This is a genomic window from Lysobacter terrestris (assembly GCF_014489475.1).
GTDB lineage: Bacteria > Pseudomonadota > Gammaproteobacteria > Xanthomonadales > Xanthomonadaceae > Agrilutibacter > Agrilutibacter terrestris.
Window position 1 is genome coordinate 2710493 of the sequence record NZ_CP060820.1, and the last position, 13435, is coordinate 2723927.

General features: G+C 67.7%; 9 protein-coding genes and 2 tRNA genes. 10 read left to right on the plus strand and 1 reads right to left on the minus strand.

The genetic code is table 11. The features are described 5' to 3' along the window. Window positions 1-214: 214 nt before the first annotated feature. Window positions 215-2797 carry a DNA mismatch repair protein MutS gene (gene mutS, locus H8B22_RS12635; RefSeq protein WP_225876202.1) on the minus strand — a complete coding sequence of 861 codons (2583 nt, stop codon included), beginning with the start codon at window positions 2795-2797 and terminating at the stop codon, window positions 215-217. A gap of 262 nt (window positions 2798-3059) precedes the next feature. On the opposite strand from mutS, the gene H8B22_RS12640 reads away from it, so the two are divergent. From H8B22_RS12640 to H8B22_RS12685, 10 genes are all read left to right on the plus strand, one after another. Continuing rightward, the gene (locus tag H8B22_RS12640; RefSeq protein WP_225876203.1) at window positions 3060-5717 is read left to right on the plus strand and encodes a TonB-dependent receptor; all 2658 of its coding nucleotides are present in this window, start codon (window positions 3060-3062) and stop codon (window positions 5715-5717) included. A gap of 80 nt (window positions 5718-5797) precedes the next feature. Next, the gene (locus H8B22_RS12645) at window positions 5798-6298 is read left to right on the plus strand and encodes a CinA family protein (RefSeq protein WP_187711761.1); all 501 of its coding nucleotides are present in this window, start codon (window positions 5798-5800) and stop codon (window positions 6296-6298) included. A 67-nt stretch (window positions 6299-6365) separates the two neighbouring features. Next, window positions 6366-6998, plus strand: coding sequence for a transcriptional repressor LexA (lexA, locus tag H8B22_RS12650; protein ID WP_187711762.1), 633 nt, complete (start codon window positions 6366-6368; stop codon window positions 6996-6998). A gap of 188 nt (window positions 6999-7186) precedes the next feature. After that, window positions 7187-8224 carry a recombinase RecA gene (gene recA, locus H8B22_RS12655; protein WP_187711763.1) on the plus strand — a complete coding sequence of 346 codons (1038 nt, stop codon included), beginning with the start codon at window positions 7187-7189 and terminating at the stop codon, window positions 8222-8224. A gap of 22 nt (window positions 8225-8246) precedes the next feature. Further along, window positions 8247-8744: a regulatory protein RecX gene (locus H8B22_RS12660; protein WP_187711764.1), complete on the plus strand. Its 498-nt coding sequence runs from the start codon at window positions 8247-8249 to the stop codon at window positions 8742-8744. A 139-nt stretch (window positions 8745-8883) separates the two neighbouring features. After that, complete coding sequence (alaS, locus tag H8B22_RS12665) at window positions 8884-11547, plus strand: alanine--tRNA ligase (protein ID WP_407060853.1); 2664 nt, start codon at window positions 8884-8886, stop codon at window positions 11545-11547. A gap of 148 nt (window positions 11548-11695) precedes the next feature. After that, entirely contained in the window at window positions 11696-11896 is a 201-nt protein-coding gene (csrA, locus tag H8B22_RS12670; RefSeq protein WP_187711766.1) for a carbon storage regulator CsrA, read from the plus strand. 46 nt (window positions 11897-11942) lie between these two features. Further along, window positions 11943-12035: transfer RNA gene (locus tag H8B22_RS12675), tRNA-Ser, on the plus strand. 64 nt (window positions 12036-12099) lie between these two features. After that, window positions 12100-12176: transfer RNA gene (locus H8B22_RS12680), tRNA-Arg, on the plus strand. A 215-nt stretch (window positions 12177-12391) separates the two neighbouring features. Further along, a complete protein-coding gene (locus H8B22_RS12685; RefSeq protein ID WP_225876204.1) occupies window positions 12392-13429 on the plus strand; it encodes a ribokinase in 1038 nt (345 codons plus the stop codon). Window positions 13430-13435 lie beyond the last annotated feature (6 nt).

Sequence of the window (13435 nt, forward strand, 5' to 3'; positions counted from 1 at the left end):
ACGGTGGCGGATGTGCTTCGCGGAGATCGACCGTGTGCGCCCGGTCGTACCCGTCCGCAGCGTGCTCTACGTGTCTTGCAGCCAGAGGTCAGCCCGGCCGCAAGGCGCGTTCCGAAGCTACGCCGCGGCGTCGGGGAAGTGAAATTGAAAGTAGGAAACGCATCGATAGCACTTGGCTATCGATACGGGAATTCCGAAAGCCTGAAGCTAAGGGTCAGCTCAGGCCCTTGAGCCGGTACAGCGCTTCCAGCGCCTGCTTGGGCGTCAGCTCGTCCGGGTCGATCGCCGCCAGCGCGTCCATGGCGGCGGAGCTGGGCGCGAACAGGCCGAATTGCTGCGGTGCGTCGAGCGCTTCGGGCGCCATCGACGGTAGTGGCGCGTCGCGGCTGCTCTGCTCGAGTTCGGCAAGACGGCCGCGGGCCTGCTGCACCACGGCGCGGGGCAGGCCGGCGAGCGCGGCGACCTGCAGGCCGAAGCTGCGGTCGGCGGGGCCGTCCTTCACCGCGTGCATGAACACCAGTGCATCGCCGTGCTCGACGGCATCCAGGTGCACGTTGGCGATGCCGCTGCCCGGCTCGGCGAGCGCGGTGAGTTCGAAGTAGTGCGTGGCGAACAGCGTGTAAGCGCGATTGCCGTTGGCGAGACGGCGCGCGCAGGCTTCTGCGAGCGCGAGGCCGTCGTAGGTCGAGGTGCCGCGGCCGATCTCGTCCATCAGCACCAGCGACTGCGCGCTGGCGTGGTGCAGGATGTAGCTGGTTTCGCTCATCTCGACCATGAAGGTCGACTGCCCGCGCGCCAGGTCGTCGCCGGCGCCGATGCGGGTGAGGATGCGATCGATCGGACCGAGCACCGCGCGCGAGGCCGGCACGAACGCGCCGATGTGCGCGAGCAGCACGATCAGCGCGTTCTGGCGCATGTAGGTCGACTTGCCGCCCATGTTCGGGCCGGTGATGACCAGCATGCGGCGCGACTCGTCGAGCACGAGGTCGTTGGGTTCGAACGGTTCGCTGCGCACCGCTTCGACCACGGGATGGCGGCCGCGTTCGATGCGGATCCCGGCGTCGTCGACGAGCTCGGGTTGCGCCCAGTCCAGCGATTGCGCGCGTTCGGCGAAGCAGCCGAGCACGTCGAGTTCCGACAGCGCGGCGGCGCAGCGCTTGAGCGGTTCCAGGCGCTCGTTCAGCGCATCCAGCAGCTGTTCGTACAGCAGGCGCTCGCGGGCGAGGGCGCGTTCGCGCGCGGACAGCACCTTGTCCTCGAACTGCTTGAGTTCCTCGGTGATGTAGCGCTCGGCGCCGGTCAGGGTCTGGCGGCGCGAGTAATGCGTCGGCGCCTTGTCGCTCTGGCCCTTGCTGATCTCGATGTAGTAGCCGTGCACGCGGTTGTAGCCGACCTTCAGCGTGGCGACGCCGGTGGCGGCGCGCTCGCGCGCTTCCAGGTCGACCAGGAACTGGTCGGCATGCGTGGACAGGGTGCGCAGCTCGTCCAGCTCGGTGTCGTAGCCTTCGGCGAAGATGCCGCCGTCGCGCGCCAGCACGGGCGGCTGCGGGACGATGGCCGAGGCGAGCAGGTGCGCGTGCGCGTCGTGTTCGCCGAGTTCGTCGCACAGCGCGCGCAGGCGCGGCGAATCCAGCGGCTGCAACTGCGCGCGCGCGGCGGGCAGCAGCCCCAGGCCGTCGCGCAGGGTGGAGAGGTCGCGCGGACGTGCCGAACGCAGTGCGATGCGCGAGAGGATGCGTTCGAGGTCGCCGAGTGCACGGAAGGTCTCGCGCAGGCGCTCGGCGGCGCCGGATTCGATCAGCATCGCCACGCCCTGGTGGCGCAGGCGCAGCGTGGCGCGGTCGCGCAGCGGTCGGTGCAGCCAGCGCCGCAGCAGGCGTCCACCCATGGGCGTGATGGTCGAATCGAGCACGCCGAGCAGTGTGGTGCGCGTGTCGCCGTCGACGCGCGTGTCGAGTTCGAGGTGGCGGCGCGTGGCGGCGTTCATCGCGATCGCGCCGTCGCCGGATTCCACGGCGATCGCGGTCAGGTGGGGCAGGCGCTGCTTCTGCGTCTCCTCGACGTAGCCGAGCAACGCCGCGGCCGCGGCGATCGCCAGCGGCTTGTCCTCGATGCCGAACCCGCTCAGGTCATGCAGGCCGAAGAAGCGCAGCAGCTGGCGGCGCCCGCTGTCCGCGTCGAACAGCCAGGGCGCGCGGCGGCGCATGCCGGTGCGGGTGGCGACGAAGGCGGGCCAGCCTTCCTCGTCCGCGACCAGGGTCTCGGCGGGTTCCAGACGCGCCAGTTCGGCTTCCAGGGCGTCTTCGCTGGCGACTTCATTCACCAGCAGGCGGCCGGCGGCGAGATCGGCCCAGGCGATGCCGAAACCGCTCTTGCCGCGCGCGACCGCGAGCAGCAGCGTGTCGCGACGCTCGTTGAGCAGCGCCTCGTCGGTGACCGTGCCCGGGGTGACGATGCGCACGACCTTGCGCTCGACCAGCCCCTTCGCCAGCGCGGGATCGCCGATCTGTTCGCAGATCGCCACCGACTCGCCCAACGCGACCAGCCGCGCCAGGTAGCCTTCGTAGGCGTGGTGCGGGACGCCGGCCATCGGGATCGGCTGGCCCGCCGAATTGCCGCGCTGGGTCAGGGTGATGTCGAGCAGGCGCGCCGCCTTGCGGGCGTCGTCGTAGAACAGCTCGTAGAAGTCCCCCATGCGGAAGAACAGCAGCACGTCCGGATGCTCCGCCTTGGCGGCGAAGAACTGCTTCATGAGCGGGGTGTGTTCGGGGGGCGAGGCCGGGGTGTTGCCGTGCATGAGGGGCTTGCTGTCCGTTGTCGCAGATGCGGCGTCCCGTGGGCGCCTGCGGTGTGCCACATGATGACAGCAGCCGGTGCGGGATGGTGCGCTGCGGCAGGCTTTGAGCTTCCGTGACCGTCGTCGCGAAGCTGTGGTAGGTTCGGGCGTGCTCGGCCGATGCATTCGGCGGTCCGGCAGGGGCAAGGGGAGCCGCGCGGGGGCGCGGTAGCTAGGGCCAGCTGCACAGCGCATGCGGGCTCATTCGTTGGAGGGGTTCGCGATGATTCCGAGCAATACCCAGAGAAAGCGCCTGTCGCTCGCGGTAGCTGTCGCGATGGCGGCGATGGTCGCCGCGCCGGTTTCGGCGCAGGAAGCCGCCGCACCTGCGGACGGCGAAAAAGAAGCCACGACCTTGTCCGAACTGGTGGTCACCGCGCAGAAGCGCGAGGAGACCATGCAGGACGTGCCGATCTCGGTCACCGCGCTGCCCGAGCAGCTGATGCGCGACACCGGCGTGCGCGACATCAAGGACGTGCAGGTCCTGGTGCCCGGACTCATCGTCACCAGCACCCAGAACGAGGCCATCACCACCGCGCGCATCCGCGGCATCGGCACGGTCGGCGACAACGCCGGCCTGGAGTCGTCGGTGGGCGTGGTGATCGACGGCGTCTACCGCCCGCGCAACAGCGTGGGCTTCGGCGACCTCGGCGAGCTGGAGCGCATCGAGGTGCTCAAGGGGCCGCAGGGCACGGTGTTCGGCAAGAACACTTCGGCCGGCGTGATCAACGTGATCACCCGTCGCCCCAGCTACGAAACCTCCGTCGAGGGCGAACTCACCTTCGGCGACTACAACGCGCTTGGCGCGGCCGGCGCCTTCAATACCGCGCTGGGCGAGAACGCCGCGATGCGCGTCTACGCGGTGAAGCGCAAGCGCGACGGCTTCATGGACGTGCATACCGGTGCCGGACCGCGGACCGAGAAGGAAGACGGCGACCAGAACTTCCATTCGCTGCGCGGCCAGCTGCTGCTGGAGCCGACCGACAACCTCGACATCCTGCTGATGGCCGACTTCACCAGTCGCGAGGAGAACTGTTGCGCCGCCGCGACCATCGTGCGCGGGGCGACCGCGGCGATCATCGACGCGCTCTCGCCCGACGAGGGCGTTGCGCCGGCGGGCACCGATCCCTTCGATCGCCAGGTCTGGAGCAACCGCAGCACCGAGCAGGACATCAAGGACAAGGGCGTGCAGGGCGAGGTCAACTGGATCACGCCGTGGTTCGACAACGCCACCCTGACCTCGATCACCGCGTCGCGCGAATGGAAGACGATCAACGGCCTCGACTTCGACTTCACCAGCGCCGACCTGCTGTACCGCAATGCGGACGAGAACGAGTCGCTGACCGCGTTCGAGACGTTCAGCCAGGAGTTCCGCCTCACCGGCTCCACCGAGCGGCTGGACTGGATGATCGGCGCGTTCTATTCCGACGAGGACCTGGACCGCAACGATTCCTACCGCATCGGTACGGCGTACGAGCCGTACCTGTCGACGCTGGTGTTCCAGCGCGTGGCGCAGGGGCTGGCGGGCTTGGGCATGCCCGTCACCAACCCCGCCGGCGCGGGCGCGTTCCTGGCGCAGGTGGCGGGGCAGACGCCGGGCAGCATCTTCACCGGCCTGGGCGCGCTGGACGAACATCGCCAGAATTCGAAGAGCAAGGCGCTCTTCAGCAACAACACCTGGCATGCGACCGATGCGCTCGACCTCACGATCGGACTTCGCTACACGCAGGAAGATAAGACGCTGGATTCGGTCTTCAGCAATCCGAACGGCAGCATCGGCTGCGGCAGCGCGCTGGTGGACCAGAACCCGGCCAACCCGAACCGCTTCGCGCGGCTGCGTGCGGCGCTCTCCGCCCGCAGCGCCGGTTTCGCCGCCCAGCCCGCGGCGGTGCAGAACGCGATCATGGCCAGCCTCGGGCCGCAGGTCGCCGGCTTCATGTGCCTGCCGTGGGCGAATGCCTTGCACAACGGCCGCGTGATCCACCAGGAGCGCACCGAGAAGGAATGGTCGGGCACGTTCAAGGCGGCGTACCGCTGGAACGACAACCTGATGACCTACTTCTCCGCGGCGCGCGGCTACAAGGCCGGCGGCTTCAACCTCGACCGCGTGCAGTCCTCGGATGGCCAGTCGAGCAGCGGCTCGGGCGTGCGGCCGGTGGACGACACCTCGTTCCCGGGCGAATTCGTCGACAGCTACGAGCTCGGCGCCAAGACGACCTGGGCCGGCGGCAACCTGCTGCTCAACGCCACCTTGTTCCACCAGACCTACGAGGACTTCCAGCTCAACAGCTTCCTGGGCACGAGCTTCGTGGTGCGCTCGATCCCGGAAGTCGTGTCGCAGGGCGTCGACACCGAAGTGCTGTGGCAGACCGGTATCGACGGCCTGAGCTTCCAGGGCGGCCTGACCTATGCTGACACCAAGTACGGCGACGAGCGGCCGACCGCGGAATTCAGCGATACGCCGGCGAGCGCGCCGGGCTCGCTGTACAAGCTGCCGGGCAGCCAGGCGAGCTTCGCGCCGAAGTGGTCCGGGTCGGGCGCGGTGACCTACCAGTGGGGCTTCGGCAATGACCTGGTGGCGCGCTTCAACCTCGGGGCGAAGTACATGTCCGACTACAACACCGGCTCGGACCTCGACGTCGAAAAGGAGCAGGACGCGTACACGGTGGTCAACGCGCGCGTCGGCATCGGCCGCAAGGACAAGCGCTGGTCCGTCGAACTGTGGGCGCAGAATCTGACTGACGAGGAGTACATGCAGGTCGCGTTCGACGCGCCGCTGCAGGCACCGGGCACGTCGCTGCCGGGCGATCCGCTGAACTCGTACAACGCGTTCCTCGGCGCCCCGCGTACCTATGGCCTGACGTTCCGCATCACGTACTGACGGCGCCACCCGTGTCACCGGCGACGGCCCGCTTACTGCGGGCCGTCGCCTTTTGCGGGTGCGCCGCTATAGTTCGCCGCATGAGCACCGTCGCCTCTGACACGACATTGCAGCAACTGGCCGGGCAACTGGGCGCGATTGCCCAGGCGGGCCACCACACGCTGGTCACCGCCGAGAGCTGCACCGGTGGCTGGATCGCCAAGGTGCTGACCGACATCGCCGGATCATCCGCCTGGTTCGAGTGCGGGATCGCGGCCTACAGCTACGAGTCCAAGCAGGCTCTGCTCGGCGTGCGCCCGGAGACGCTGGAGCAACACGGCGCGGTGAGCCGCGAAACCGTCCTGGAGATGGTGTCCGGCGCCCTGGTCCATTCGGGTGCCACGCTGGCGGTCGCGGTGACCGGCATCGCCGGTCCCTCGGGCGGCACCGAGGACAAGCCGGTGGGCACGGTGTGGGTTGCGTGGAAACGCCGCGGCGGCTACGCCATGGCCGAGGTCTTCCACTTCGCCGGCGATCGCGAGGCGGTGCGCAGGCAGACGGTGGAAGCGGCCCTGCAGGGCCTGATGCGCCTGGCCGGATAGGCCACTCCGGGCGCCGGCCGCGGCTGGGCTTGCTTTTCTGGAAAAGGCGTTAGTAGTATTGCTACTAATGAACCTGACCGACACCCAGCGCGCCATCCTGGCCCTCATCACCGAGCGGATCGAGAGCGAAGGCGTGCCGCCGTCGCAAACCGAGATCGCATCGGCCTTCGGTTTCAGCAGTGTTCGCGCCGCCCAGTACCACCTCGAGGCACTCGAGCGGGCAGGGGCGATCCAGCGAGTGCCCGGGCAGGCACGCGGCATCCGCCTGACCCAGGCGCCGGCCCGGATGGCGCCCGCGGCGAATGACGATGCCTTGCGGCTGCCGGTGCTGGGCCGGGTCGCAGCCGGCCTGCCGATCGGTGCCGGTGTCGACCTGGAAACGGACGACTACGTCATCCTCGACAAGAACTTCTTCGCGCCGGCTCCGGACTACCTGCTCAAGGTGAAGGGCGACTCGATGCGCGACGAAGGCATCTTCGACGGCGACCTGATCGGCGTGCACCGCACCTCCGAAGCGCGCAGCGGCCAGATCGTGGTGGCGCGCATCGACGACGAAATCACCGTCAAGCTGCTGAAGATCGGCAAGGACCGCGTGCGCCTGCTGCCGCGCAATCCGGATTACGCGCCCATCGAGGTGTCGCCGGACCAGGACTTCGCCATCGAGGGGCTGTACTGCGGCCTGGTGCGGCCGAATCGATGAGGGCCGTCATGCGTACGGGGTTTTCCTACCCGCGGGGCCGGCCTATGCCGATTCCTGCCGGCGCGATCCCCGTCCAGACTTTTTCCAGGTGGTCCGCTTGCGTCTCAGCCTCTGCGATGCGCGCCCACTAATCTGGCTTCAACAAGAACGCTCCAACGCACACAAACACGAACCAAGGAACCGCCACGATGGATGAGAACAAGAAGCGTGCCCTCACGGCAGCCCTGAGCCAGATCGAAAAGCAGTACGGCAAGGGCGCGGTCATGCGCATGGGCGACCAGGTCGCCGAGCCGGCCGAAGTCATCGGCACCGGTTCGCTGATGCTGGACATCGCGCTGGGTATCGGCGGCCTGCCCAAGGGCCGCGTGGTCGAGATCTACGGTCCGGAATCCTCGGGCAAGACCACCCTGACCCTGCAGACCATCGCCCAGTGCCAGAAGGCCGGCGGCACCTGCGCCTTCGTGGACGCCGAACACGCACTCGATCCGACCTACGCCGCCAAGCTGGGCGTGAATGTCGACGACCTGCTGGTGAGCCAGCCCGACACCGGCGAACAGGCGCTGGAAATCGCCGACATGCTGGTGCGTTCCAACGCCGTGGACATGGTCGTGGTGGACTCGGTCGCCGCGCTGACCCCGAAGGCGGAAATCGAAGGCGAGATGGGCGACCAGCTCCCCGGCCTGCAGGCCCGCCTGATGAGCCAGGCCCTGCGCAAGTTGACCGGCAACATCAAGCGCAGCAACTGCATGGTGATCTTCATCAACCAGCTGCGAATGAAGATCGGCATCATGATGCCGGGCCAGAGCCCGGAAACCACCACCGGCGGCAACGCGCTCAAGTTCTACGCCTCCGTGCGCCTGGACATCCGCCGCATCGGCTCGGTGAAGAAGGGCGACGAGATCGTCGGCAACCAGACCCGCATCAAGGTGGTGAAGAACAAGCTGGCGCCGCCGTTCAAGCAGGTCGTCACCGAAATCCTCTACGGCGAAGGCATCTCGCGTGAAGGCGAGCTGATCGACATGGGCGTGGAAGCCAAGCTGGTCGAGAAGTCGGGCGCCTGGTACGGCTACAGCGGCGAGCGCATCGGGCAGGGCAAGGAGAACGCCCGCCAGTTCCTCAAGGACAACCCGGCGCTGGCCGCGCAGCTCGAAGCGGCGCTGCGCGAGAAGTTCCAGCCGGCCGAGGCACGCCGCGACGAAGGCGCGGACGACGCGCGCGAGGACTGATCCGAACGCAGGACGCCGCCGCGTGGACGACAACGGCATCGACACCGAGCGCAAGCCCCGCCGCAAGGCGCGGGAGTTGAGCGCAACGCAACGGGCCTTGGGGCTGCTCACGCGGCGCGAACATTCAAGGACGGAGCTCACCCGCAAGCTGGCCTCGCGTGGCATGGATGCCGGCGAGGTGGAAACCGCCGTGGCCAACCTGGCCCGCGACGGCTGGCAGGACGATGCCCGTTTCGCCGAGAGCCTGATGCGCGCCCGCGCCTCCAGCGGACATGGACCCATCCGGATCCGCGCCGAGCTTGCTACCCATGGCCTCGACCGCGAGGCCATTACTGCCGCCCTGGACACTTTCCATGGCGACTGGGCCGAAATCGCCTCCGACCTCGTCCGTCGGCGCTACGGCCCGGTCGCCGCCTTTGACCTCAATCAGCGGCGCAAGGCCGCCGATTTCCTGCTCCGCCGTGGCTTCGATGCCGCGGCGATCCGGGCCGCCACGCGCGCGGACGCCGACGCGGACTAGGCGCCGCCGGGCTCGTGCGGCCTGCGCGGGCCGGTCCTGCCTGCTACGCTAGAAAGCTTTCCGACTGGGTTGCCTGCTCGGCTTGCTGCCGCCATCTTGGGGGCTGGGGCCGGTCGCCGTGACCTTGCCCAAGCCCTTCTTGATCGCGCCAGGCATGAAAACCACTACCGAAATCCGCAGCGATTTCCTCGAATTCTTCCGCTCCAAGGGCCACGCCGTGGTGCCTTCGAGCTCGCTGGTCCCGGGCAACGACCCGACCCTGCTGTTCACCAATGCGGGCATGGTCCAGTTCAAGGACGTGTTCCTCGGCGCCGAGAAGCGCAGCTACACCCGCGCCACCAGCTCCCAGCGCTGCGTCCGCGCCGGCGGCAAGCACAACGACCTGGACCAGGTGGGCTACACCGCGCGCCACCACACCTTCTTCGAGATGCTGGGCAACTTCAGCTTCGGCGACTACTTCAAGAAGGATGCGATCGTCTGGGCGTGGGAGCTGCTGACCGAAGTCTGGAAGCTACCCAAGGACAAGCTGCTCGCGACGATCTACCACACCGACGACGAGGCGTTCGAGATCTGGAACAAGATCGTCGGCCTGCCGCCGGAGCGCATCATCCGCATCGGCGACAACAAGGGCGCGCCGTTCGCTTCCGACAATTTCTGGCAGATGGCCGACACCGGTCCTTGCGGCCCGTGCACGGAAATCTTCTACGACCACGGCGCGCACATCGCCGGCGGTCCCCCGGGTTCGCCGGACGAGGACGGCGACCGTTACATCGAGATCTGGAACAACGTCTTCATGCAGTTCGACCGCCAGGCCGACGGCACGCTGGTGCCGTTGCCGGCGCCGTGCGTCGACACCGGCATGGGCCTGGAACGCGTTTCCGCCGTGCTCCAGCACGTGCACAGCAACTACGAGATCGATCTGTTCCAGCACCTGATCAAGGCGGCGGCTGCCATCACCGGCACCACCGACCTCGAGCACAAGTCGCTGCGCGTCATCGCCGACCACATCCGTGCCTGCAGCTTCCTGATCGTCGACGGCGTGCTGCCCAGCAACGAAGGCCGCGGTTACGTGCTGCGCCGGATCATCCGTCGCGCCATCCGCCACTTCTGGAAGCTGGGCGCGCTCAGCAGCGACGGCAGCTTCTGGCGCATGGTCGCGCCGCTCATCGACGTGATGGGCGAGGCGTATCCCGAGCTGGTGCAGAAGCGCGAGCTGGTCGAGCGCGCGCTCAAGGCAGAAGAAGCGGCCTTCGCGCAAACGCTCGATGCGGGCATGCAACGCCTGGAGGGTTATCTCGCGCAGGGCGGTGGCACCATCGACGGTGAGCAGTTGTTCCAGCTGCACGACACCTACGGCTGCCCGCCCGACCTGATCGCCGACATCCTGCGCGAGAAGGGCACCGAGCTGCCGCCGACGGCGATGGCCGAATACGAACGCCTGATGGAACAGCAGCGCGAACGCGCGCGCGCCGCAGGCAAGTTCGCCGGCGGCACCGCGCTGCCGGCGGACCTGATCGCGCAGCTCAAGCCGACCGAGTTCGTCGGCTACGAACACCTCGAGGCCGGCGGTCTGGAAGTCGTAGCGTTGCTCAAGGACGGCAAGCCGGTCGACGCCATCCAGGCGGGCGACGAAGCCATCGTCTTCCTCGACCGCACCCCGTTCTATGCGGAAAGCGGCGGCCAGGTCGGCGACGTGGGGCAGCTGGCCGAGCAGGGCGTGATGTTCGCGGTCGCCGATACCCAGAAGCTGGCTGGGCAGTTCCACGGCCACGTCGGTACGCTGACGGCCGGTACGCTCAAGCGTGGCGACCACGTGGTCGGTGCCGTCAACCACGAGCGCCGCGCCGCGACCGTCCTCAACCACAGCGCCACCCACCTGCTGCATGCCGCGCTGCGCGACGTGCTGGGTACCCACGTCACGCAGAAGGGCTCGCTGGTGGCGCCCGAGCGCCTGCGTTTCGATTTCGCGCACTTCCAGTCCGTCACCGCGGCCGAGCTCGCGCAGATCGAGCGCCAGGTCAACGCCGAGGTTCGCGGCAACCATGCCGCCGAAGTGCGCCACATGGACATGCAGGAAGCGCTGGACTTCGGCGCGATGGCGCTGTTCGGCGAGAAGTACGGCGAACGCGTGCGCGTGCTGCGCATGGGCGACACGTCGACTGAGTTGTGCGGTGGCACTCACGTGACCCGCACCGGCGACATCGGCTTGTTCAAGATCGTTTCCGAAGGTGGGGTCTCGGCCGGCGTGCGCCGCATCGAGGCACTGACCGGGCAGGGGGCACTGGATTACGTGGCCGAGGAGGAACGGCGTCTCGACGAGGCGGCCAACCTGCTTGGTGGCAATGCCGCGGACGTAGCCGACAAGGTGCGCGCGCTCCTGGATCGGCAGAAGAAGCTCGAGCGTGAACTCGAATCGCTCAAGGCCAAGGCGGCTTCGGGCGCCACGGCCGATCTGGCCGGTTCCGCGATCGACGTCCGTGGAGTCAAGGTAGTGGCGTCGCGGTTGGAGGGCTTCGACGCCAAGGCGCTGCGCGAGGCCGTCGACCGGCTCAAGCAGCAGCTTGGAGAAGCCGTCGTCCTGCTGGCCGGGACCAGCGACGGCAAGGCGGCGCTGATCGCGGGGGTCAGTGGTTCGATCACCGGCAAGGTAAAGGCCGGGGAACTACTTTCCCACGTGGCGGCACAGATCAACGGCAAGGGCGGTGGGCGTCCGGACATGGCCCAGGGCGGCGGCGAGGACGGCCCCGCGCTCAAGCAGGCGCTGGCTGGCGTCACGGACTGGGTGGCGCAAAAACTGGCATGATGCCGGGTGTGGTATGTGACAGGGGGACGCTGAACTTCTCGACCGCGACGCGGTCCACGGAAAGCCGGCGTTTGTTTTCAGAAGTAAGGCGCTCTAGAGGGAACGGGCGCCCTGACCGGCGATCTTGGCCGGTATCGAGGAGATTTGCATGCTTATCCTGACGCGTCGCGTCGGCGAGACTTTGATGATCGGTGACTCCGTTACGGTCACTGTTCTCGGTGTGAAGGGCAACCAGGTGCGCATCGGCATCACCGCCCCGAAGGACGTCGCGGTCCATCGCGAGGAGATCTACCAGCGCATACAGCGCGGCGAGGGAGTCTCCGAAGATCGCAAGGGCGAGGACAGCTAAAAAAATTTGCCGCGCATGCGCAGAGCCGTTATGCTCTGCGCCCCGCGGAGACTTGCCCGAGAGGCCGAAGGGGCTCCCCTGCTAAGGGAGTATGGGGTCAAAAGCTCCATCGAGGGTTCGAATCCCTCAGTCTCCGCCAGTTTTATCGCTGAAAGTGTTTGACGAAGCGATAACAACTGAGCATAATTTCGCTTCTAGCTTTTGCGCCCGTAGCTCAGCTGGATAGAGCACCAGGCTACGAACTTGGTGGTCGGGAGTTCGAATCTCTCCGGGCGCGCCATACAAGCAAAGGGTCAACGGTTAATCCCGCTGGCCCTTTTGCTTTTTCTGGCTCCGGTGCCGCGCTGTATCTGCGAACGGACCGCACGTGCCCGCTGCCCTCGCATTCCCATGATCGAAGCATTCTTGTTCGCGTAAACGCGGGCAATGCACCCATTGCGATCGTCGGAATGATCCCGGCCGTGAATACACCGAACGCAGGCATCGCAAGCTGTGGTGCCCATTCGCGACGGCGGCAGCCTCGCAACTTCTGGGCGCGATTCGCATCGGCTATGTTGTGGAGCCACGCGGCACGGCCGCGGCCCGCCTGGAGCGGACATGACTTCTCGCAACACCGTCCTCGTGGCGGGATCGGCCAACCTGGATTTCGTCGTGCGTGCGCCGCATATCCCGGCGCCCGGCGAAACCGTGCTGGGCGGCGACTTCAGGACATTCCCCGGCGGCAAGGGCGCGAACCAGGCGGTGGCCTGCGCGCGGGCCGGCGGTGCGCGCACGCGGATGCTGGTCGCGCTGGGGGTGGATGCGTTCGCGAATCCACTCGAGGAGTCCCTGCGTGCCGCGGGCGTCGACGCACGGATCGTGCGCGTCCCCGACGAAGCGACCGGCGTCGCCTTCATCTGTCTTTCCGCGGATGCGGAGAACGCCATCACCGTCGCGCCGGGCGCGAATTCACGGTTGCGCGCGGCGGACCTGCCGGAGCTATCCGGCGTCTCGCACCTGCTGTTGCAGCTGGAGTCGCCGCTGGATGCCGTACTTGCCTGGGCCCGCGCCGCGCGCGATGCGGGCGTCAGGGTGGTTCTGAACGCCGCACCGGCGCGCCCGCTGTCGATGGAGCTGCTGGCTACCATCGACGTGTTGATCGTCAACGAGGGCGAGTTGCGGGCCATCGCCGGCGAGGGCGGGATCTCCGCCGCGGTCGCCAGGCTCGCCGGCATCGACGTGATCGTGACGCTGGGGGCGCGCGGCAGTTGCGCCCACGCGCAGGGCGAGTGGCTGCTGCAGCCCGCATTCGAAGTCGAAGCCATCGACACCACCGGCGCGGGCGACACGTTCTGCGGCGTATTCGTGGCTGCGTTGGCGCAAGGACACGAATTCGCGGACGCGTTGCGGCGCGCGTCGGCAGCGTCGGCGCTGGCATGCACGCGATTGGGCGCGCAGAGCGCGGTGCCCGCTCACGCTGAGATCGACGCGCTGCTCGTCGCTGGTCGTCCCACTTCCCTCGTTGCGCTCAGACGTTATTGCGGACTGGAGTGAGCGGAT

Bases quoted from the DNA above. Each gene is read 5' to 3' on its own strand.
- H8B22_RS12640 (WP_225876203.1), top strand. From the start codon at position 3,060: ATGATTCCGAGCAATACCCAGAGAAAGCGCCTGTCGCTCGCGGTAGCT.
- lexA (WP_187711762.1), top strand. From the start codon at position 6,366: ATGAACCTGACCGACACCCAGCGCGCCATCCTGGCCCTCATCACCGAG.
- mutS (WP_225876202.1), bottom strand. From the start codon at position 2,797: ATGCACGGCAACACCCCGGCCTCGCCCCCCGAACACACCCCGCTCATG.
- recA (WP_187711763.1), top strand. From the start codon at position 7,187: ATGGATGAGAACAAGAAGCGTGCCCTCACGGCAGCCCTGAGCCAGATC.
- H8B22_RS12645 (WP_187711761.1), top strand. From the start codon at position 5,798: ATGAGCACCGTCGCCTCTGACACGACATTGCAGCAACTGGCCGGGCAA.
- csrA (WP_187711766.1), top strand. From the start codon at position 11,696: ATGCTTATCCTGACGCGTCGCGTCGGCGAGACTTTGATGATCGGTGAC.